Source organism: Geodermatophilus amargosae (assembly GCF_041028265.1).
GTDB classification, from domain to species: domain Bacteria; phylum Actinomycetota; class Actinomycetes; order Mycobacteriales; family Geodermatophilaceae; genus Geodermatophilus; species Geodermatophilus amargosae_A.
Window position 1 is genome coordinate 291,411 of the sequence record NZ_JABGCW010000002.1, and the last position, 21,032, is coordinate 312,442.

Annotated in this window: 19 protein-coding genes and 1 tRNA gene; 12 read left to right on the forward strand and 8 right to left on the reverse strand. The window is 74.3% G+C overall.

The window, feature by feature from the left end:
• Window positions 1-22 precede the first annotated feature (22 nt).
• The gene (locus tag HLV61_RS02370) at window positions 23-1,840 is read right to left on the reverse strand and encodes a serine/threonine-protein kinase (protein WP_369252578.1); all 1,818 of its coding nucleotides are present in this window, start codon (window positions 1,838-1,840) and stop codon (window positions 23-25) included.
• A gap of 271 nt (window positions 1,841-2,111) precedes the next feature.
• On the opposite strand from HLV61_RS02370, the gene HLV61_RS02375 reads away from it, so the two are divergent.
• From HLV61_RS02375 to HLV61_RS02390, 4 genes are all read left to right on the forward strand, one after another.
• Entirely contained in the window at window positions 2,112-2,969 is an 858-nt protein-coding gene (locus tag HLV61_RS02375) for a collagen-like triple helix repeat-containing protein (protein ID WP_369252580.1), read from the forward strand.
• A gap of 82 nt (window positions 2,970-3,051) precedes the next feature.
• The gene (locus HLV61_RS02380) at window positions 3,052-3,330 is read left to right on the forward strand and encodes an antibiotic biosynthesis monooxygenase family protein (RefSeq protein WP_369252582.1); all 279 of its coding nucleotides are present in this window, start codon (window positions 3,052-3,054) and stop codon (window positions 3,328-3,330) included.
• Window positions 3,331-3,409: 79 nt separating this feature from the next.
• On the forward strand, window positions 3,410-4,420 hold the full coding sequence (locus HLV61_RS02385; protein ID WP_369252584.1) for a hypothetical protein: 1,011 nt from the start codon (window positions 3,410-3,412) through the stop codon (window positions 4,418-4,420).
• Between the two features lie 90 nt (window positions 4,421-4,510).
• Window positions 4,511-5,911, forward strand: coding sequence for a glycine--tRNA ligase (locus HLV61_RS02390; protein ID WP_369252586.1), 1,401 nt, complete (start codon window positions 4,511-4,513; stop codon window positions 5,909-5,911).
• On the opposite strand, the gene HLV61_RS02395 is transcribed toward HLV61_RS02390, so the two are convergent.
• Entirely contained in the window at window positions 5,881-7,071 is a 1,191-nt protein-coding gene (locus HLV61_RS02395) for a glycosyltransferase family 9 protein (protein ID WP_369252588.1), read from the reverse strand. The genes HLV61_RS02390 and HLV61_RS02395 overlap by 31 nt on opposite strands.
• A gap of 118 nt (window positions 7,072-7,189) precedes the next feature.
• Between HLV61_RS02395 and dusB the strand changes: the two genes are divergently transcribed.
• The 7 genes from dusB (at window position 7,190) to HLV61_RS02430 (ending at window position 13,029) form a co-directional block, all read left to right on the forward strand.
• Window positions 7,190-8,344: a tRNA dihydrouridine synthase DusB gene (gene dusB / locus HLV61_RS02400; RefSeq protein WP_369252590.1), complete on the forward strand. Its 1,155-nt coding sequence runs from the start codon at window positions 7,190-7,192 to the stop codon at window positions 8,342-8,344.
• Window positions 8,341-8,781: a hypothetical protein gene (locus HLV61_RS02405; RefSeq protein WP_369252592.1), complete on the forward strand. Its 441-nt coding sequence runs from the start codon at window positions 8,341-8,343 to the stop codon at window positions 8,779-8,781. The genes dusB and HLV61_RS02405 overlap by 4 nt, the downstream gene beginning before the upstream one ends.
• 93 nt (window positions 8,782-8,874) lie before the next feature.
• Window positions 8,875-9,219 (forward strand): hypothetical protein, encoded by a 345-nt coding sequence (locus HLV61_RS02410; RefSeq protein WP_369252594.1) that lies wholly within the window; start codon window positions 8,875-8,877, stop codon window positions 9,217-9,219.
• Between the two features lie 101 nt (window positions 9,220-9,320).
• On the forward strand, window positions 9,321-9,947 hold the full coding sequence (locus tag HLV61_RS02415) for a YdcF family protein (protein ID WP_369252596.1): 627 nt from the start codon (window positions 9,321-9,323) through the stop codon (window positions 9,945-9,947).
• A 17-nt stretch (window positions 9,948-9,964) separates the two neighbouring features.
• Window positions 9,965-10,471: a hypothetical protein gene (locus tag HLV61_RS02420; RefSeq protein ID WP_369252598.1), complete on the forward strand. Its 507-nt coding sequence runs from the start codon at window positions 9,965-9,967 to the stop codon at window positions 10,469-10,471.
• A 102-nt stretch (window positions 10,472-10,573) separates the two neighbouring features.
• Window positions 10,574-12,451 (forward strand): DNA primase, encoded by a 1,878-nt coding sequence (gene dnaG / locus HLV61_RS02425; protein ID WP_369252600.1) that lies wholly within the window; start codon window positions 10,574-10,576, stop codon window positions 12,449-12,451.
• A complete protein-coding gene (locus HLV61_RS02430) occupies window positions 12,448-13,029 on the forward strand; it encodes a hypothetical protein (protein ID WP_369252602.1) in 582 nt (193 codons plus the stop codon). Before dnaG ends, HLV61_RS02430 begins: the two co-directional genes overlap by 4 nt.
• 4 nt (window positions 13,030-13,033) lie before the next feature.
• Here HLV61_RS02430 and HLV61_RS02435 read toward each other — a convergent pair whose 3' ends face one another.
• Complete coding sequence (locus HLV61_RS02435; protein WP_369252604.1) at window positions 13,034-13,348, reverse strand: hypothetical protein; 315 nt, start codon at window positions 13,346-13,348, stop codon at window positions 13,034-13,036.
• A 139-nt stretch (window positions 13,349-13,487) separates the two neighbouring features.
• Here HLV61_RS02435 and HLV61_RS02440 point away from each other — a divergent pair.
• Window positions 13,488-13,560, forward strand: a tRNA-Asn gene (locus HLV61_RS02440).
• 143 nt (window positions 13,561-13,703) lie between these two features.
• On the opposite strand, the gene HLV61_RS02445 is transcribed toward HLV61_RS02440, so the two are convergent.
• The 5 genes from HLV61_RS02445 to HLV61_RS02465 form a co-directional block, all read right to left on the reverse strand.
• Entirely contained in the window at window positions 13,704-14,177 is a 474-nt protein-coding gene (locus tag HLV61_RS02445; RefSeq protein WP_369252606.1) for a tyrosine-type recombinase/integrase, read from the reverse strand.
• 840 nt (window positions 14,178-15,017) lie between these two features.
• Complete coding sequence (locus HLV61_RS02450; protein ID WP_369252608.1) at window positions 15,018-16,451, reverse strand: amidohydrolase family protein; 1,434 nt, start codon at window positions 16,449-16,451, stop codon at window positions 15,018-15,020.
• 230 nt (window positions 16,452-16,681) lie between these two features.
• On the reverse strand, window positions 16,682-18,541 hold the full coding sequence (locus HLV61_RS02455; RefSeq protein WP_369252610.1) for a hypothetical protein: 1,860 nt from the start codon (window positions 18,539-18,541) through the stop codon (window positions 16,682-16,684).
• Window positions 18,542-18,549: 8 nt separating this feature from the next.
• A complete protein-coding gene (locus HLV61_RS02460) occupies window positions 18,550-20,262 on the reverse strand; it encodes an alpha/beta hydrolase (RefSeq protein ID WP_369252612.1) in 1,713 nt (570 codons plus the stop codon).
• A 29-nt stretch (window positions 20,263-20,291) separates the two neighbouring features.
• Complete coding sequence (locus HLV61_RS02465; protein ID WP_369252614.1) at window positions 20,292-20,669, reverse strand: hypothetical protein; 378 nt, start codon at window positions 20,667-20,669, stop codon at window positions 20,292-20,294.
• Window positions 20,670-21,032 lie beyond the last annotated feature (363 nt).

A 21,032-nucleotide genomic window follows, 5' to 3' on the forward strand; every position in this document is an offset into this window, starting at 1 on the left:
GGGCCCTCGTCGTGGGGCGACCTCAGCGCTGCACGAAGTCGCTGTTGGCCGGGTCGTTCCACCAGGACCACAGGGTGGCGAGCCCGGACTCCCCGCCGTCGGGGATGGTCACGAGACCCTCGACGGCGACGTCGTCCTGGGTCCAGGCGATGTTCGCGTCGCCGTCGGTGTCCACCCAGCACGCCACCCGGCCGGCCGGCTCCTGGTCGGCGCCGGCGTACCCGCGGTACCCCTGCGCCTCGGGGCAGTCGGTGTCGGTCAGGGGGGACAGGCCGACGTCCGCGACGTCGGAGAGGAACACGCCGTCGACGGCCGCCCCGTCCTCGTAGAGGTAGAAGAACGACACCTCGGGTCCGGGCTCGCTGGCCGCCCCGCACTCCACCCGCGCCCGGTCCCCGTCCCCGGCGGGGGTCCCGGTCGTGCAGTTCCCGACGTCGAACCCGCCGGGGATCACGGCCAGCAGCTCGTCCTCGGGGTCGGCGGGGTCGCCGCCGCCGGTGCCGCCACCGGTGTCACCGCCGGTCGAGGTGTCGGTGTCGTCGGCCCGCACGCCGTCGTTGCCGCTGGAGCCGCCGGCCAGGGCGATGATCCCGACCACGATCGCGATGAGCGCCACGGCGGAACCGACGATGACCAGCGGCAGCCTGCTCGAGCCGCCGCCCCGGCCGCTGGCCGAGGAGCCGCCGGGCGGCGGCGGGAACGCCGGGCCGGCCGGCGGCCGGTAGCCGGGCGGGCCGGGATTCGACGGCGGGCCGTAGCCCGTGGACGGCCCCGGGTTCGACGACGGGCCGTGACCGGTGGGCGGCCCCGGGTTCGACGGCGGGCCGTGACCGGTGGGCGGCCCCGGGTTCGACACCGGGCCGTAGAGCGCCGCCGGAGCACCCGGGTACGACGGCGCCCCGTAGGTCCCGGCCGGGCCGGGACCGGAGAACCCCACGGTCCGCGAGGGGACCGGCAGCGGGGTGACCGCCGTGGGCGGCGCGGCCTCGGCCCGGACCGACACCCCGGCCGAGCTCAGCGCCGCCCGTGCGGCCGCGGCGAGCTCACCGCAGGTCGGGTACCGCTCGTCGGGCTCCTTGGCCAGGCCCCTGGCCACGACGTCGTCCAGCGCACGCGGCAGCCCCGGCCGCAACGCCGACGGCGCCGGCGGGGTGTTGTTGAGGTGCGCGTACATCAGCGTGGCCAGCCCGTCGCCGGTGAACGGCCGGCGGCCGGTGAGGCACTCGAAGAGCACGCAGGCCAGCGCGTAGACGTCGACCCGCCTGTCGATCGGCTTCTCGAGGAACCGCTCGGGGGCCATGTAGTCGAAGGACCCGAGCGCGGCGCCGGTCTGGGTCAGCGCCGGGCCCTGCGCGTCCGACGTCGACCGGGCGATGCCGAAGTCCACGAGGTAGACGAACTCGTCCTCGCCGCTGCCGGTGAGCAGGACGTTGGAGGGCTTGACGTCGCGGTGCACCAGGCCGTCGGCGTGCGCGGCGTCGAGCGCCCGGGCGGTCTGGCTGACCACGGACACGGCACGCTGGGGACTCATCGGCCCCTGCTCGGCCAGGATGGCGGCGACGTCGCGGCCGGGCACCAGGCGCATGTCGAGGAACAGCCGGCCGTCGATCTCGCCGTAGCGGTGGATCGGGACGATGTGCGGCTCGATGAGCCGGGCCGCCAGGTGCGCCTCCCGCCGGAAGCGCTCGCGGTACCCCTTGTCCGCGGCCAGGTGCTCGGAGAGCACCTTGAGCGCGACCGTGCGGTCGTGCTCGGTGTCGAAGGCGCGGTACACCTCACCCATCCCGCCGCGGCCGAGCAGGGCCTCGATGCGGTAGGGGCCGAACTGTTGCAACTCCACCGGTGGTTCCTCCGTGTGCCGCAGCGCGGCGCTCGTCGGAGCCGGCGCCGGGTGCGGGTCGTCGGCGGAGTGTAGGGACGCCGGTCCGCCCCGAACAGCGCCCTGGACACGGCACCGCCCGGACGGGACACCGGTCGCCGGGACGTGACCGACCCGTGACCCGAGGCACGGAACCGCCGCGCACGAACCGGTAGGCGGATCGGGAGGGGCTCCCTATCTTGCTCTCGCTCTCGGGCCTCCGGCGCCCGTCCATCCCGAACGGAAGAAGACGATGAGTCAGCCCCCCGGCCAGTACGGCGCGCCCGGTCAGTACGGCCAGCCCGGTCAGTACGGCCAGCCCGGTCAGTACGGTGCGCCCGGCCAGTACGGAGCCCCGGGCGCCTACGGCACGCCCGGCTTCGGCCCGGGCGGCGGCCCCGGCGGCTACGGCCGGCCGCCCCGGCAGAGGAGCGTCCTGCCGTGGGTGGTCACCGCGCTCGTCGTGGTGCTCGCCGGCGTCGGCGTGCTGCTGTTCTTCCTCCTCCGCGGGGACGACGACCCGGCCCCGGCGGCGCAGCAGACGTCCACCTCCACGTCCACCTCCACGTCCACCTCGTCGTCGACCTCCGCGTCCACCCCGTCGGACAGCGGCTCCGGCAGCGGCTCCGGCACGGGCATGGACATGGGCGGTCCCGTCTCGGTGCCCGGCGGTGCGGGCACACCCGGCACCGGCGGAGGGGGCACCGGCACCGGCACGGGCGCCGGCACCGGGACGCCGATGGGGAACGACACCGGCGGCGCCGACGCCGGCCAGATCCCCGGCTCCTCCGACCTCGCGCTCGCCTGGGTCCAGGCGGTGTACGACTTCGACTTCGGCACCGCCTACGGCCTGTCCTGCGACCGGTTGCAGTCGGCGGCCCAGCAGGGCTCGGCCGGCACGGAGTACGGCCCCGAGGAGTACCTGACGTTGTGGTTCTACAGCCAGATCCTGGACGGGCAGACCATCACCGGGGGCGACCTGGTCAGCGTGGAGTACGACCCGGTGAACGCCGTCGACGTCGCCACCTTCGAGCTGACCCTCGACGACGGCAGCACCCGGAGCGTGCAGGTGTGGGTGGCCCAGGACCTGACGGTCTGCGACTTCGGCTGACCCACCACCTCCGACGGCCGGTCCCCCCACCCGCGGGGGCCGGCCGTCGGCGTCCCCGCGGGCACTGCGGCACGATGGGCCGGTGTTCGCGGTGACCCGGTTGCGCGTGCCCGAGAACGAGACGGCCGAGGTCGCCGCCGCCGTCGACGGACTGCTGGCGGCGCTGGCCGCCCGGCCCGGCTGCCTCGGCGGGGAGTACGGGCGCTGCGCCGACGACCCCGTGCTGTGGGCGCTGGTCACCCGCTGGGACGGCGTCGGCGCCTACCGCCGCGCGCTGTCGGCCGCGGAGGTCAAGGTGGCGGGCGCGCCGGTGTGGGTGCACGCCCTGGACGAACCGGGCGCCTACCTCCCGCTGCGCTGACCCCGGCGCGTGCTCGGCCCCGGGGCGGCCGGATGCGTAGCCTTCGCGGGACAGCACACGCCGGATCGGGAGAGGCGCGATGAGCCAGCCGCCGCACGACGACGGGACGCCGCCGCCCGACCGCACCCGCGAGGTGCGCCTCCCGCCGGTGCCGCCGCGACCGCTGCCGGACCCGCCCACCGACCGGCTGCCCGGCGCCTCGGAGCAGCGCGACCCGACGCTGCGCCTGGGCGGCCCGGTGCAGCAGCCCGGCGGGTCCGCGTCGCAGCCGCCGCCGCCGCAGGGGCAGCCTCCGTACGGCCGGCCGGGACCGGGTCAGCAGTACGGCGCATCCGGGCAGGGACAGCCGGCGTACGGCCAGCCCCCGTACGGCCAGCCCCCGTACGGCCAGCCGGGCTACGGCCAGTCCCCGTACGGCCAGCCGGGACAGGGGCAGCCGCCGTACGGCCAGCCCCCCTACGGCGGGCCCGGCTTCGGTCAGCCTCCGTACGGCACGCCGGGTCCGGCACCGCGCAGGAGCCGCGGCCCGCTCGTCGCCCTGCTCGTGACGCTCGCCGTCCTGCTCCTGGGCGGCGGTGTGCTCGCCGCGGTGCTGCTCACCCGCGGCGACGAGGGCGGTTCCCCCACCGCGACGTCGACGTCGGCGAGCACGTCGTCCTCGGCGTCCTCCTCGTCGTCCACGTCCTCCTCGTCCGCACCCTCCGGGGAGGGCGGCTTCGGCGGCGGCGCCTCGACCCCCACCGGCGGCGGGGGCGGGACCGGCGGGGGAGGGGAGCCCGGCATCCCGGGCAGCCCGGAGTTCGCCGCCTCGTGGGTGCAGTCGGTGGTCGACCGCGACGGGGACGCGGCCCACGCCGGCCTGTGCACCGACGGGCAGGGCCGGTTCCCCGACGGTCAGGCGCTGCTGGCCGACTTCGACACCTTCCTCGGCGGGCAGATCACCGAGGGTTCGGCCACCGGCGCGACCGCCGCCGGGACCGGCGACGAGGTCACCTTCGAGGTGACCCTCGACAGCGGGGAGCAGACGACGTTCGTGGTCACCGTGGTGGACGAGGGCGGGCCGGCCGTCTGCGGCTACACCTCCTCCTGAGGGCACCGGAGCAGCCGGGGACGCCCCGGACGGGGCGTCTACCGTGGGTGGGTCGACCGCCGACCGCCAGCCGGATGGAGCAGCCAGCCCGTGAGCACCAGCACCACGCACGACCCCGCCCGCCTCGAGAAGGTGGTCAACCTCTGCAAGCGCCGGGGGTTCGTCTTCCCGTCGGGTGAGATCTACGGCGGCACACGCTCCGCCTGGGACTACGGGCCCCTGGGCGTCGAGCTCAAGGAGAACATCAAGAAGCAGTGGTGGCGCACCGTCGTCCAGAGCCGCGACGACATCGTGGGCCTGGACTCCTCGGTGATCCTGCCGCGCCAGACGTGGGTCGCCTCGGGGCACGTCGGCGTCTTCACCGACCCGCTGACCGAGTGCCAGAACTGCCACAAGCGCTTCCGGGCCGACCACCTCGAGGAGGCCTTCGAGGCCAAGAAGGGCCGGCTCCCGGAGAACGGCCTGACCGAGGTCACCTGCCCGAACTGCGGCGTCACCGGCCAGTGGACCGAGCCGCGCGACTTCAACATGATGCTGAAGACGTACCTCGGCCCGGTCGAGGACGAGTCGGGGCTGCACTACCTGCGCCCGGAGACCGCGCAGGGCATCTTCGTCAACTTCGCCAACGTCATGGGCGCCGCGCGCAAGAAGCCGCCGTTCGGCATCGGGCAGATCGGCAAGTCGTTCCGCAACGAGATCACGCCGGGCAACTTCATCTTCCGCACCCGCGAGTTCGAGCAGATGGAGATGGAGTTCTTCGTCGAGCCGGGCAGCGACGAGGAGTGGCACCAGTACTGGATCGACGAGCGCACCCGCTGGTACACCGACCTCGGGATCTCGCCGGACAACCTGCGGCACTTCGAGCACCCGGCGGAGAAGCTGAGCCACTACTCGAAGCGCACCGTCGACATCGAGTACCGCTTCGGCTTCCAGGGCTCGGAGTGGGGCGAGCTCGAGGGCATCGCCAACCGCACCGACTTCGACCTGTCCACCCACAGCGAGCACTCCGGCGTGGACCTGTCCTACTTCGACCAGGCCAGCAACACCCGCTGGACGCCCTACGTCATCGAGCCGGCCGCCGGCCTGACCCGCTCGCTGATGGCGTTCCTCGTCGAGGCCTTCACCGAGGACGAGGCGCCCAACGCCAAGGGCGGCGTCGACACCCGCACGGTGCTGCGGCTGGACCCGCGGCTGGCGCCGGTCAAGGCCGCCGTCCTGCCGCTGTCGCGCAACGCCGACCTCTCGCCCAAGGCGCGGGACCTGGCCGCCCGGCTGCGCCGGAACTGGAACGTCGACTTCGACGACGCCGGCGCGATCGGCCGCCGCTACCGCCGCCAGGACGAGATCGGCACGCCGTTCTGCCTCACCGTCGACTTCGACACCCTCACCGACGACGCGGTGACCGTCCGCGAGCGGGACTCGATGAGCCAGGAGCGCATCGGCCTGGACGCCGTCGAGTCCTACCTGGCCGCGCGCCTGCCCGGCTGCTGAGCGTGCGGTTCCACGGACGTGCCCCGGGCACGTCCGCGGAACCGCACCGCGGCGTGGACCGGCGGGCCGCAGTCCTCGAGCAGGTCGAGGGCGGCGGCCCGCACCGTCTCCAGCGGGACACCGGCGACGAGGGACGCGTCGTGCCCGCAGCGCGAACGGCCCTGGTCGACGCCGCAGACCGGGCACGTCGTGCGGACCGAGACGGCCACGCGGTGGTGCCGCCGGGTGAGCGGGCCGGCGTTGAGCAGGTTGCGCTCGAGGAAGACACCGACCGTCGCCGTCCCGACCGCCTCGGCCAGGTGCCGCGGACCGGAGTCGTTGGCGACCACCAGCCGGCAGCGCGCCAGGACGCCGGCCAGCGCGGACAGCGACAGCCTCCCGACCAGGTCGAGCAACGGCGCCGTCGTCCCCGCGCGGATCGCGTCGGCCGCCCGCCGGTCGTCCTCGCCCGCGCCGACCAGCACCACCCGCGCACCCTCGTCGGCCAGGGCGCCGGCGAGCGCGGCGAAGCACTCCGCCGGCCACCGGCGCCGCGGGTCCTGGGCGCCGGGGTGCAGCGCCACCAGCGGCTCCGGCCCGGGCGGCAGGACGCCGTCGGCCGCCGCGGCGTCGGCCGGGGTGACCGCCAGCCGCGGCTCGAGCGTCACCGGCGCCGCCCCGACCAGCCCGGTCAGCTCCAGGCAGCGCAGCACCTCGTGCTGGTCGGAGCAATAGGGCAGCCAGCGGTCCAGCGGCGGGGCACCGACGTCACGGGCACCGGCGGTCACCCGCGCACCGAGGCCGGCCACGAACGGGTTGGAGTTGCCGCCCCCGCCGTGCAGCTGCAGCGCCAGGTCGTACCGCTCGTCGCGCTGGGCGGTGAGGAAGTCCCGCACCTCGGCGCTGTCGCGGGAGGCGCCCGGGGCGTCCCGCACACCCGGCCACGGCGGGACGACGACCACGCGGTCCCACGGACCCGGGCGACCCTCGAGCAGCTCCGGGTGCCACGGCGCGCCGAGGTAGGTGATCTCCGCGTCGGGATAGGCCGCCCGCAGCGCGGCCAGCGCCGGGAGGGTGAGCACCAGGTCGCCGAGGAAGTTCGACCGCAGGACGGCGATGCGGGCGACGTCGGGGACGAGCGCGCCGGCGGGCGCCAGCGGGACCGGGGACGACCTCGGCACGCGTGTCCTCCTGCACTCGGGAAACGGACCCCGACCTGCCCACCGCGAACGGCGTCCATGCGGGGCAGCCCGTCCGGGTGACCCCGGCCACCGGGGACGGCCACCTACCCTGGACGGCGTGACGAGCACCCTGGCGCCGGCGGCCGCCCCGCTGCAGCTCGGGCCTCTGACCGTGGACCCCGCCGTGGTCCTCGCGCCCATGGCCGGGATCACCAACCCCGCGTTCCGCACGCTGTGCCGCGAGTTCGGCGCCGGCCTCTACGTCTGCGAGATGATCACCACGCGGGCGCTGGTCGAGCGCAACGAGAAGACGCTGCGGATGATCCGGGCCACGCCCGAGGAGGCGGCGGTCGGGTTCTCCGTGCAGCTCTACGGCGTCGACCCGGCCACCGTCGGCCGCGCGGTGGAGATGCTCGTCGACGAGGAGGTCGCCGGCACCCGACCGGCGCACGTCGACCTGAACTTCGGCTGCCCGGTGCCCAAGGTCACCCGCAAGGGCGGGGGGTCGGCGCTGCCGTGGCGGCGGGTGCTGTTCCGCGACATCGTGCGCGCCGCCGTCCGTGCCGCCGGCGACGTGCCGGTCACCGTCAAGACCCGCATCGGCATCGACGCCGACCACGTCACCTACCTCGACGCCGGCCGGATCGCCCAGGACGAGGGCGCCGCCGCGATCACCCTGCACGGGCGCACCGCCGACCAGCTGTACAGCGGCACCGCCGACTGGTCGCCGATCGCCCGGCTGGTCGAGGCCGTCGACATCCCGGTGCTCGGCAACGGCGACGTCTGGGAGGCCGACGACGCGCTGCGTCTGATGGGCCGGACCGGGTGCGCCGGCGTCGTCATCGGGCGGGGCTGCCTGGGCCGGCCGTGGCTGTTCGGCGACCTCGCCGCCGCCTTCGCGGGGGAGTCGCGCCGGGCGCTGCCGACGCTGCGCGAGGTCGCCGCCGTCATGTACCGGCACGCGCAGCTGCTGTCGGCCGAGCAGGGCGAGCTGCACGGCTGCACCGACTTCCGCAAGCACGTCGCCTGGTACCTCAAGGGCTTCTCGGTGGGCTCCGACGTCCGCCGCGCCCTGGCGATGGTGGGCTCGCTCGACGAGCTGGCCGGCCTGCTCGAGCGCATCCCCGACCAGCCCTACCCGACGGCGGTCCTCGGCGGACCGCGCGGCCGGACGAGCAGCCCCCGGCCGGTGGCGCTGCCCGAGGGCTGGCTCGACGACCGCGACGACCCCCGCCCGCCGGCCGGCGCGGAGCTGGAGACGAGCGGCGGATGAGCGGCCCCCACCTGTACGACGAGGGCCCCGAGCCGCTGCACACCGGTACCCCGCGGCACCGCAACGGCCTGATCCTGGGGATCTTCGGGGGGACCGTGGTCCTCGGCGTGGCCATGGTCGTGGCACTGCCCCTGGTGAAGGGAGGCGGGGACGAGCAGGCCCGCGAGGTGACCGGCGTCTTCCTCGCCGCCCTCGAGGCCGGCGACACCGAGACCGCCGGGGACCTGCTGTGCCAGGCCGAGCGCGACGCCGGCGAGGTCGCCGACGTCCTGCCCGCCTACGAGCACCCCGGCACCGGCGAGGTCGTCGGGGTCGAGGAGGGGACGCTCGGGGACCAGGACTCCCGGGAGGTCCGGGTCCGGTGGGACGACGGCGCGCAGGCCACGATCACCGTGGTGCTCGAGGACGGCCCGAGGATCTGCGGCACCTCCGACTGACCGCGAGCCGATCCCTTCTCACCCCGGCGGCGGGCTGTCACCATGTGCGCCGCCCGGCTGGAGGTCCACCGGGCCCGCCCGAGAGGAACCGCGTTGTCGCAGCTGCCCCACCCGCCCGTCGCCCCCGCCGGGCACCACGCCCAGCCCGGGCCGCACGCTCCGGCCGCGCAGTTGGCGTCCGTCGGCGCCCCGGCGCCCCAGCCGGCCGCGCCCACGCAGGTCGTCTTCCCCGGCCAGGTGCAGCTGCCGCCGCAGCCGCAGTTCACCCCCACACCGCAGCAGGCCGCGCAGTTCCGGCCGGGGGCACTGGCCAGCGGCTTCCCGCGCTACGTCCCGCCGCCGCCGTCACCGGTCAACCGCACCGGCCTCTACGTCGGCATCCTCGTCTGCGTCCTGACACTGCTGTTCGCCGTCCTCGGGTTCGTCCTCGTCGCCTGACCGGGCCCGCGCGGGGTCCCGACCCCGCACTCCACGCCTGCCCGCGCCACGCCCGTCACAGCTGCCACGGGAGTCGCGGACCGGCGTGTTATCCATGACCGGTGACGCGGGTCGGGGCGCTGGTATCGCGGGTGTTCGGCGCCCTCGTGCTCGCCGCCCTGCTGCTCGTGGCCTCGACCGCGGCCGCGATCTGGTGGACCGCGCGGCAGGACTCCCGGCCGCAGTCCGACGCGATCGTCGTGCTCGGCTCGGCGCAGTACAACGGCGTCCCGTCGTCGATCTTCGCGGCCCGGCTCGAGCACGCCCTGTCGCTGTGGGAGGACGGCGTCGCGCCGGTGGTCGTCACCGTCGGCGGCAAGGCCGCCGGCGACCAGTTCACCGAGGCCGAGGCCGGTCGCGACTACCTGATGGACGCCGGCGTCCCCGGGGAGTCGTTGCTCGCGGTGCCCGAGGGCGTGGACACGCTGGAGAGCATGCGGGCGGTCGGCACCGCGTTCGGCGAGCGCGGCTGGTCCCGCGCCGTCGTCGTCACCGATCCCTGGCACGCCATGCGCGCCGAGCGGATGGCCGAGGACGCCGGCGTCTCGGCGGAGAGCTCGCCCACGCGGCAGGGCCCCGCCGTCCAGACGCGCACCACGCAGTTCCGGTACATCCTCAGGGAGACCGCCGCCTACCTGCTCTACCGCGTGACCGGGGAGAGCGTGGCAGGCGCGCCGGGCATCGGCTGAGTCCACGGGAGGCGCGGGTGCTGGAGCTGGGGGAGGCCGGTGCGGGCAAGGGGGAGGTCCCCGTGCTGCGCGACGGCGAGCCGGTGGCGCTGCTGCGCTCCACGGACTTCTGGAAGGAGGGCTCGGTCGCGGTCGTGGGGGACCGCGAGTGGGTCCTCGAACGGCGAAGCGGTGGCGCGCTGGTCGGCCGGTGGGCGGTCGACCCCGAGGACTCCGCCCGCTTCCGCGCGGTGCAGACGTCGATGTGGAGGGGCAGCTGGTGCGCCGACCTCGAGGGCACGGTGGTCGACCTCGAGCCGGTCTCCTGGTGGAAGGGCACCTACCGCTGCTCGACGGGGGGCACTCCGGTCGCCGAGGGCGGGTCGACCGGCGGCTGGTCGCCCCGGCCCACGCTCACCGCGGGCGACGACGTCCCGCTCGACGCGCAGGTCTACCTGCTGTGGCTGCTGCTGGTGCTCAACCGCCGCCAGTACGGCGTGGTCTACGCCGTCGCCATCGGCGGGGTCGTGGGCGGGAGCAGCTGAGCCCACAGCCGCGGGACGGCTGCCGCTCCCGCCGGCCCGAGAGGGGATGATCGGTGCGGGACGCGCACCGGCGTCCCGGCAGCAGCACGACGGAGGGGGCCCATGGCCGGCCGGGGACGCATCCGAGCCGCGGACATCGCGCTGGTGCGCGAGCGCAGCCGGATCGACGAGGTCGTCGGCGAGCACCTGCAGCTCAAGCGCGCCGGTGGCGGCAGCCTCAAGGGCCTGTGCCCGTTCCACGACGAGAAGTCGCCGTCCTTCCACGTCACCCCGGCGCGCAACCTCTTCCACTGCTTCGGCTGCGGAGCGGGCGGGGACGTCATCAGCTTCGTCCAGCAGATCGACCACCTGAGCTTCACCGAGGCCGTCGAGCGGCTGGCGGCGCGGGCGAGCATCGACCTCAAGTACGAGGACGACGGCGGCCGGCCCACCGGGGCACCCGACCGCGCGCAGGCCGGTCAGCGGGCGCGGCTGGTCGCGGCCAACACCGCGGCGTTCGAGTTCTACGCCGAGCAGCTGCGCAGCCCCGAGGCGGGGCCGGCGCGGCAGTTCCTGGCCGACCGCGGGTTCGACCGGCAGGTGGCGCTCGACTTCGGCTGCGGGTTCGCCCCGGCCGGCTGGGACGCGCTCACCCGGCACCTGCGCGCCAAGGGCTACGGCCAACAGGAGCTGGTGACCGCTGGGCTGGCCAAGGAGTCCTCGCGCGGCACGCTCATCGACCGCTTCCACCGCCGGCTGGTGTGGCCCATCCGCGACATCACCGGCGACGTCATCGGCTTCGGCGCCCGCAAGCTCATGGACGACGACCCGGGCCCGAAGTACCTCAACACCCCCGACACGCCGCTCTACAAGAAGAGCACCGTCCTCTACGGCATCGAGCGGGCCAAGCGCGACATCGCCAAGAAGCACCAGGCCGTCGTCGTCGAGGGCTACACCGACGTCATGGCCTGCCACCTGGCCGGGGTGACGACGGCGGTGGCCTCCTGCGGCACCGCGTTCGGCGCCGAGCACATCAGCGTGCTGCGGCGGCTGCTCATGGACCAGGACGAGTTCCGCGGGGAGGTCGTCTACACCTTCGACGGCGACGCCGCGGGGCAGGCCGCCGCGATGAAGACGTTCAAGGAGGACCAGCGCTTCGTCGCGCAGACCTACGTGGCCGTCGAGCCCGACGGGCGCGACCCCTGCGAGCTGCGCCAGGCGCACGGCGACGCCGCCGTCCGCGACCTGGTGGCCCGGCGCACCCCGCTGATCGAGTTCGTGCTGCGGACGACGCTGGCCGAGTACGACCTCGACACCGTCGAGGGCCGGGTGGCCGCCCTGGACAAGACCGCACCGCTGCTCGCCCAGGTGAAGGACCACGCACTGCGCCCGGCCTACGCCCGCCGGCTGGCGGGGCTGATCGGCGACACCGACGAGGGCGAGGTGCTCGAGCGGGTCCGCCGGATCACCGGCGGGGACACCGCGCCGCCGCGGCGGCCGCGCGCACCCCAGCGGACTCCCGACGACGCCGCGCTCGCCGTCGAGCGGGAGGCGGTGAAGGCGGCGCTGCAGGTGCCCGAGATCGCCGGACCGTCGTTCGACGCGATCGGCCCGGAGGCCTTCACCGATCCCGACTACGCCGCCGTCGCCGCCGCCGTGGCGCAGGCCGGGGGAGCGGCGGCCGCGCAGGTCACCGGGCCGGCGTGGCTGGACGAGGTGGCCGCGCACTGCGACCGCGAGACCGCCCGCGCCCAGCTCACCGCGCTCGCCGTCGAGCCGCTGCGGTCGGTGGGGGACGGCGACGCCGGATACGTCTCGGCGGTGCTGGCCCGGCTGCAGGAGATGGCCACCGTCCGGCAGGTCACCGCGCTCAAGGGCAGGCTGCAGCGGATGAACCCCGTGGAGCAGGGCGACGAGTACATGCGCGCCTTCGGCCGCCTCATGGCGCTGGAGCAGGAGGCCATCTCGCTGCGGCAGCGGGCGATCGGCGGGCTGGCGTGAACGTCGCGTCGGTGCTGCGCCGCCGGTTCGCCCGCCCGCCGGAGCCGGTGCGCGCGGTGGTGCATGCCTCGCCCGACCCGGACGAGCGGGTGCTGGCGTGGGGCGCCCTCGTCCGTGGGCAGGGCTGGCTGGTGGCCACGAGCCGCGGGCTGCGCGTCGTCCCGGCGGACCTGCCGCTCGACCGGGCCGCGGACGTCGGCGTGCTGCGCTGGCACGAGGTGGGGTCGGCCCGGTGGTCGGCCACCAACGACGGCGGCGGCACCTTCACCGTCAGCGCGCTCACCGAGGTCGAGCCCGGCGTGCAGGCCCGCGAGCCCGCCGAGCGCCACGCGCTCGGCGACGCCGGCGACCTGCCCGCCGTGGTGCGCCGCCGGGTCGACCAGACCGTCGTCGCCAGCCGCCGCGCACCGCTGCCCCGCGGGGGAGGAGTGGTGCTGGTGGCGCGGCGGGTGCCCGGTCAGGCGGTGCGGGAGTGGACCGTCGTGTTCGACGACGACGCCGACCGCAGCGACCCGGAGGCGCGCGAGGTGGCCCGCCGCAGGCTCGCCGAGGCGGTTGCGGCGGACCAGCCCGACTGAGCGCTCAGACCATCGGCGGCGGGTCGACCGGCAGCGCGGTCAGGTCGGGGGAGTCGGTGGTGGTGGCCGGCGGCGTCGTCGTCGTGCCGGTGCTGCGGGCCGACGAGACGTCCGAGCCGGTGTCGCGGCCCATCTTCGACTTCACCGAGCTGACGACGTCGTCGGCGCGGGCCTGGGCCATGCCGGCGAGACCCTGCAGCTGCGGGTTGTCCTTGGCGTCGGACCACAGGCCGCGGATCTGCTCGTAGCGCTCGCGGCCGGCTCGCGCGCCGAGCACGTACCCGGCGCCGAAGCCGACGAGGAAGGAGAACTTGGCCACGGGGACCTCCGTGTTCGAGACGAGAACGACCGGGTGATCACGCTACGGGCGGACGCGACCGTCCGCGATCGGAGGAGCCTGCGCGGGACCCCGGGACCCGTGCGGTACCCTCGACCGGTGCGCGGGCCACGCCCGCCCGTCCCCCGTAGCTCAATTGGCAGAGCATGCGACTGTTAATCGCAGGGTTATTGGTTCGAGTCCAATCGGGGGAGCACCACCGCAGCTCGGGCGCCGCCCGGATTCGGCGCGAGCGTCGCTGCGACGCGGACACGACGCACGAACTCACCAGCACCGGCCCCGTTGAGGGCCGTCTTGGGTCCGTCGGGCCGTGCTCGGACGACGTATGTTGCGGTGGTCAGCGCAGGCGCTGCAGCGCCGCGGCCGCCTCGGGGCTGGCCACCCCGCGCCCCAGGTAGACGTCCTGGGTGAGGCTCGGCCGGGTGTGCCCGAGGTGGTCGGCGATCTGACGGGCCGACAGTCCCGCCTCGTCCAGGCGGGTGGCCACCATCTTGCGGAAGACGTGCGAGGTCACCCAGTCGAAGTCGGCGCGGTCCAGCGCGTGGCGCAGGTCGCTGCTGGTGTCGAACGGATCGCGCAGCAGGGCCCGCGGACCCGCCGCGGTGCGCCGGGTGCGCCGGCCCGGGGTGTCGCGGACCGGGTTGCTGGGCAGCGCGCCCCGGCGGACGGCCTGGCCGAGGATCCCGGACAGCACGCCGCGGGTGGACTTGGCGGCTCCGGCGCCGTGCGTGCCGCCCACCGTCGTCAGCAGCCGGTCGATCGCCGGCACCGTGACCTCGCGCAGCCGCAGCTCCCCGAGGCCGGGCAGCACGTAGGCAGCTGGTGACGGCGAAGCGGTGGAGCCGCTTGGTGCCGGCTGCCAGGTCACTCACGTCGATCTGGGCCAACCATGCGGTGGACACCACGGACAGGCGGCTGTCGGCGGTGTTCGAGTCCTCGACGGTGCCGGCGCGGTCGCGCAGCGCGGTCCGCAGGCGGCGCTCGGCCTCGGCCCGGACCGGCCGAAGCGGGTCACCGTCCGGACCCGGCCGTCGGAGTCCCGGAAGCGGGTCTGCGCTCGGATGTGGCCTCTGCTCAGGACCAGGAAGTTGAACCGTCCAGAGGTCCCGACGACCACCGGAGGCCTTTCCGTGCTGGCCCTCCTGGCTCGTCCTGCGGCGCACGGACCTGAGGGCCCGACCTGACCTGCCGGCGTCGATCACCATCGGAGGGATCCGGGCGACGTCCCGGGAACTGGGGATGGCCGGCGAGGTTGTGGACGCACTCCCGGTTTCCGTGGACGCCACAATCAGGCCGCGGTCTCCGGTCCTCCTCCAGTGGCTGTGAGCAGCGCCGATGAGCAGCGCCTCCAACAGCAGGAGGTAGCCGTAGGGCCGGGAGGACAACTCCGAGCGTCCGTGGCAGCTTGGGATCGTTCGCACGATGCCGGTGGCGGCACGAACGGCTCGGTGGGGCCTGCACCGCGGCCTGGGCGCCGCTGAGGGGTTACACCGGAGGTAGCTCTGCCCATGGGCACACCGGTTTCACCCCGACTGTCGGCATCACCCGACTGCTTCGCGGTCGTCTCACCGGCACGGCAGTGGTCGCCCTTCGGCGCCTGACCGCGGTACCGCTCGCGGCCGCGGCCGCGGCCGCGGCCGCGGCCGACGTTCTACGGTGTCTGCTCAGCCCAGATGGAGTCGAGCCGTGCATCCAGTTCCGCGTGACGAGTGACCGAGGGTTGGTCGATGATGTCGCCTCGCACGATCACCATCCGAAGATCCGTGAAGGCTCGGAACCCGTCGAGAGGGTTCACGTCGAGGACGACCATGTCTGCGTCTTTCCCGGACTCGATCAAACCCGTGATGTGGTCCAGGCCGAGGATCCTCGCATTGGTTTGAGTGGCGGCGTTCAACGCCTGGGCCGGGGTCAGCCCGCCGTAACGGACGAGGAGGTCCATCTCCCGCCACGCGTCGTAGTGCGTGACGTAAGTCAGTGCCGAGTCGGTGCCCATGCCGATCGGGATCCCGTGCTGCCGAGCGTCCCCGATGCCTCGCAACATCTCTTCGAAGATCAATGCAGCGTTGGCTCTGACGACGTCACCGGCTCCCGTGACGGACTGGTCGAACTCCAGGAGCGGCAGACACACCAGGATCGTCGGGATGAGCGCCGAGGAACCGCTCAGTGAGCGCGGATTGTCGAGAAACAGGTCGATGACCTCCGGATCCATCGCCGCACCGTGTTCGATCGTGTCGACTCCCGCGCGGAGTGCTGCGCGGATACCGGCTGTGCTCTGCGCGTGTGCGGCTACGCGGATGTCGGCGTTGTGGGCCTCCTCGCAGATCCCCACCATCTCCTCCTCGGTCATCTCCGGGCGTCCGGCATAACCGATGGCGCGAGCGTCCGTGACGCCGGCGGTGGCCGAGATCTTGATCGCCTTCACTCCTCGCTGCACGTGCCTACGGGCATTGCGGCGGGCTTCCCACGGAGAATCACTGGTGAGAGCGATCTGGGGCGCTCCGTGTCCTCCGGTGATCGCGAGCAGCGGTCCCGAGCCGAGCACCCGTGGGCCGCGGTATTCGCCTCGCTCGATCTCGTCGGCGACCTCGACGACCTCGTAGGCCACATCGCCGACGCTGCGGATCGTGGTGACTCCTGAATGCAATTGCGTCAGCACGTTGGCCTTTGCGCGCCTCTTGAACAATCGCCGTCCGACAGGACTGCGTCCGAGTCTCGCCACGATTCCCGCCGTGGACTCCCTGAGGAGGATCTTCGGAACCGGCAGGCCGTTGGAGAACAGGTGCGCGTGGGCGTTGATCAAGCCGGGGACGACGAAGCGACCAGCCGAGTCCAGGACCGCGTAGCCGGCCGGCACGACGGTGTCTGCCGACGGCCCGACCTGTTCGATCTTCCCGTCCGCTCCCACGACGACGGTTCTACCGGGCAGCGCGGTGCCGCTTGGATCACCCGTGACGATCGTGACGTCGGACAAGGCAAATGGTTCCGGCACGGTCGAGCTCCTTGCCTCGCTGTTGTGCTTTGTGACCGTTCGAGGGGGCAGCCGCCAGGGATGGAGCACCTGAGGGGCGGTGACCGTCGCGCGCACGACGAGCGATCTCCGTCCACGGCGCGGAACAGGGCGGGACGCCTCGGCGGGGAATGAAGTCGAGGACGGTCAACGTGCGCAGGACGCCGCCGATCCTGGCGAGTGCGACTCGGCGCAGGTCGTGACGACGGCATCGATCCGCCGCGGCACGCGCAGGCCGCGGCCATCGACCTGAGATCGCGGGAGCGTGAGGCGTGACCTCGCCGAGCAGTGTGGTCATCGGGCGGCACTCATGACCGGTCCGGGCCCGCGGGAGTGGTGCGCTTCCGTCGCCCCGGGCTGCCCACCAGTTCGTGCAGGTTGACCGCGAGCAGCACCAGCCCGGTGACGGCCAGCAGCACGGCGAGCGCGGCCTGCCAGTTGCTCAGCAGGGCCAGGACGACACCCGTCACGGCCCCCACCCCCACGGCTGCCACTGCGAGCACGATGAGGAAGAGCCGGATCCTGCCCCGTGCCGCGGCCTCCACCGCGGCGACGACGGCGAGGAAGGAGGCGAACGCCGACAGCGTCACCGGGCTCGGGCGGGTGAGCAGCACGCCCAGGCCGAGGATGAGCACCGGTGTGCTCAGTGCAGCCCACAGCCGCAGGAAGGCAGTGTGCTGCCGGACCGTGCCAGGCACCGAGAGCGAGCGCAGGTGCGCGTCCGGCGGCCCCGGATCCGGTGGGCGGGCGAGGACCGCTGCGTGGACGTCGCGCTCCTCGACCAGCCGGGTCCGCTCGACCGTCATCGCGGTGAGCCCCGCCTCCCTGGTGCCGAATTCGGCCATGCGGTCCTGCTGGAGGCGGCGGGCGTCGGCGCTCGTGCCGAGCGAGCGAGCCTGAGCGCGCAATCCCCGCAGCGCCGTCCGTTCTGCGGCGATCGCATCGTCGAGGACGGTGAGGCGATCGGCGACCTCATCCAGCCGGACACGTAGCGCCGCGTGCTCCTCGGCCGCCGTGGGGGCCACCGTGGTCAGTCCGGCCCAGCCGAGCGGGTCGGCCCAGGCCCGGCGGACCTCGCCGGAGCGCTCGTACCGAGGCCCGGCGGGCGCCCGCTCGCCGCCGAACGCGTCCCGGGTGTCCAGTCCCCAGAGGCCGCGGAATCTGAAGACCCAGGGCGTCTCGTCGTCGATCAGCTCCGGCCGCCACGTGCGGGCGTGCCCGGGGCCAACGGCCGGCCCGTCGCCCCGGGCGTAGTCGACGAACGGGATCGCGAACCCCTTGGACGTCGACGGTCCGTGCCGCAGCCAGCGCCCCACCACGTCGCGGACGCGTCGCAGCGTCGGGATCTCGACGGAGATGACGTAGTCACCGGGGACGAACGCACCCGAGTGAGATCCGGCCCCGGGGAAGACGACAGGGTGATGGCCCTCGCGGCGCAACCCGGGGTCGTCCCAGCGCCGCCGCAGCACCGCGCCGTGGTGGTCGTGCGAGGAGGCCGCCACCCACGCCGGGGACACCTGGCCACCGGTGCCGGCCAGGTAGACGGCGACCATCTCCCAGTCGGCCTCGTGGTCGTTGACGCCGTGGAAGGTCGAGCGCCAGTCGTTGAAGGCGTAGAAGAACCAGTACTGGCAGATCGTGTAGCCGCCGTCGGTGACGACGCGGCCGTAGTAGGCGCAGCCGTCGGGCGCCGTGTACGCGGAAGTCAGTCGGTCGGCGGCGGCCACGAGCCCACGCGGCACCCGGCCGCGGACCAGCAGCGACAGTCGCAACACGAGATCCACGAGCCGGGCGAGCACACCGACGGCCGCCAGCCGCGCGGTGCCCCGCAGCCGGGGCCGGGTCTGACGCCGCCACGCCCTCAGCTCCGCCCGCTGCAGCGGCCGCTGGACATAGCGCAGGTACAGCGGCCGGTCACGGAACTGTTCGCCGAGCGCGCCGAGCCCCTCGAGGGTGAGCCCGCCGGCGGGTATGAGGGGTGCGGTGCTGCGGTCCGGCCCGCCCGCCCGGAGGCTGCACTGCGCGACGTACGGAGCGACCGACGTGGGCAGGAACAGTTCCCCCTCGGTGAACCTCAGAACCGGTTCGTAGGTGCGCAGCAGTGTCCGGTGGTCGACCGCGGGGCTCGAGGCCGGACCGGCCGTGTCGGCCGACGGGGGGGCGGTCACTGACGTCGTCACCGGATCAGGGCTCGCAGCCGATCGGCCTTCTCGGGCGTCCAGTCCGCAGGGCGGAGCAGCAGCGCCCAGGCGTCCACCGACTCGCGGGTGTAGCGGTGCCCGTGCCCCTCGGGGACGTCAGTGGAGAACGGCATGTCCAGGGTGACCTGCCAGAACGTGACCAGGGGGAACCAGGTCATCTCAGGCAGGACGTCGCGGCCGGGTTCCTCGGCCAGCCAGTCGGGCCGTTCGAGCAGCAGCGACGGACTCCACCAGGTGACCGGGTCCGAGGGGTGCTGCAGGATCAGCACGCGGGTGCCGGTCCACGGCTCACCAGCCGGCGGGACGCCGCCGCTGATCTCGTTGCTGAACCGCACCGTGCGCCCGTCGCGGTAGACCGGCTCGATCTCGCGGCTGCCGGCGTCGCGGCCGTCGCGGAACTCGGTGTGCAGGGCGTTGAAGTTCGGGGGACCGACGAACAGCGCCCCGGTCACCCGGTTGCGGAGGTCGTACTCCCCGCTGAAGGCCGCCTCCGCGCCGAAGGAGCCCAGGCTCTCCCCGAAGACGTACAGCTCGGGGCGGTCATCGGGGAGCAACGCCGTCCACCGCTCATACACCGCGTCGAAGAGCTCGCGCCCGGCGGCCCGCGCCCTGTCCTGGTCGATGAGGTAGGACAGCCCCGAGGGGACGTACGAGTACTGCATCGCCACGACCGCCGAGTCGCCGGCGGCGATGTACTCGAACGCCGACAGCGAGCCGGCGTCCAGCCAGCCCCGGCCGGTGGTGGTGGCGACCACCAGGCGGGCCCGGTCGAAGCCGCCGGCCCGCTCCAGGTCCTCGACGGCGGCCTGCGCGCGAGCCCCGACGTCGTCGGCGGTCGCGACACCGGAGTAGATCCGGATGGGCTCGGGCGCCTCGGCGCCGGTGAACGCGCCGATCTCGGCGGCCGACGGGCCGCCGGCGACGAACGTGCGGCCCTCCCGGCCCAGGCTGTCCCACCCGATCAACGACCCCGGCCCGCCCGAGCGCAGCCGGCTGGTCGGGCGCTCGACACCGTCGGGGGTCTCCTGGTCCTCCAGCGCGAACGCCCGATCGGCAGCAGTGAGCAACCCGTCGACCGCCACCCCGCTGACCAGCCCCATCGCCAGCGCGGCCACAGCGAGCCCCCCGAGAGCCCGGGCGGCGGACGGGCCGATCCACCGGGACAGCAGCCGGGCGATCACCCGCGCCGCGCCACGAAACAGGCGACACACGGCGAGGACCACGGCGAACACGACCAGGGCGACGACCGGCGCGAGCAGCGCCCGCCTCAGCGGCTCGGCCGGCATCCCCATCAGCTCGCGCAGGTCACCCTGCCACCGCCGGCCGAGGACGAAGGACACCGTGCCGATCACCACCGCGGCGACGGCGAACACCCGCCACGACCACCAGCGCGGCGGGCGGGGGCCGCGGTCGGCCAGCGCCCGCCACACCACGGCGGCGAGCACACCCAGCCCGTAGCCCATGGCGGCGCTGATCCCGCAGACCACACCCTGGGCACCTCCACTGCGCGGCAACAGCGACGGGGTCAAGGACGCGCACACCAGCAGCAGCGCCCCCCAGCTCCCGGGCAGCGACAGGCTCCACCACCGCGGCGCCGGCCGACCGGTCCTCCCCGGCCCCCGGTCGACCCGGGGCGGGGGCGACTCGGCGGGCGGGCTGTGCGGATCACCGGCGGACGGCACGGTCATGGCCGGCGACCCGGCCGGATGCGCGCCGGTCACGTCCTCGCCTCCCACTGCGGCCTTCCGAGCCAGCAGGAGACGGTGGGGGCGGCGAGCGCGGTGATCAGCTGGTGCTGGGACAGCTCGCCGAGGGTGCTCACGGCGTTCTCGGCACAGCCAGGGGTGTCGATGCGCCACACGCTCAGAGTCGACATCGGGTCTCCCTCCGTGGCGCTGGATGCGCCCGGCGGCATGGTGTGACCCGCAGTCTGGTCGAGGTCGAAGCCGCACAACAGTCGCCCGGGGTCATGGAGGCCGAGGAGGGCGGCACCACGCACGAGAGCACCGTGCTGCTGGGCAGCTCTGGCGTGGGCGGCCTGCACGACCTCGTCGACGGCGCGCAGCGAGATGGGCGTGCCGCGCTGTTCGCCCATGAGGCCGACATGTCACGTCGGCGGAGCGGTGACTGCAGTTGGCGGACAGTGCCGCCATCCGGTCGTGGGCGTGTCGGCGAGTGTCACCTTCGCGCCCCGCGGGGCTGTGATCGCGGCAGTGCCCGTCGGCGAGCGCCGGCTCTGCGGCGGTAAGGGTCGCGTTGCGGTCGATGCCCGGCCGCTGACGCCGGCGCGGGCAGTTGGCAGCCCCGCCCGACTAGGTGTCGACTGCGTCGGAGGGGGGCCACGGCCCGCGGGGTTGATCTCGCCGGACGCGCCGATGCCGCCGGAGGCCTATCCGCCGTGCGCCGCGCCCGGCCGGTAGACGGTGGACCCGACTGGGGGCGACGACGGCGTCATGAG

What these genes read in the sequence shown, in the direction of transcription:
- HLV61_RS02375 (WP_369252580.1), top strand. Translation starts at nt 2,112, where the DNA reads ATGAGTCAGCCCCCCGGCCAGTACGGCGCGCCCGGTCAGTACGGCCAG.
- HLV61_RS02405 (WP_369252592.1), top strand. Translation starts at nt 8,341, where the DNA reads ATGAGCGGCCCCCACCTGTACGACGAGGGCCCCGAGCCGCTGCACACC.
- HLV61_RS02465 (WP_369252614.1), bottom strand. Translation starts at nt 20,669, where the DNA reads ATGGGCGAACAGCGCGGCACGCCCATCTCGCTGCGCGCCGTCGACGAG.
- HLV61_RS02385 (WP_369252584.1), top strand. Translation starts at nt 3,410, where the DNA reads ATGAGCCAGCCGCCGCACGACGACGGGACGCCGCCGCCCGACCGCACC.
- dnaG (WP_369252600.1), top strand. Translation starts at nt 10,574, where the DNA reads ATGGCCGGCCGGGGACGCATCCGAGCCGCGGACATCGCGCTGGTGCGC.
- HLV61_RS02460 (WP_369252612.1), bottom strand. Translation starts at nt 20,262, where the DNA reads ATGACCGTGCCGTCCGCCGGTGATCCGCACAGCCCGCCCGCCGAGTCG.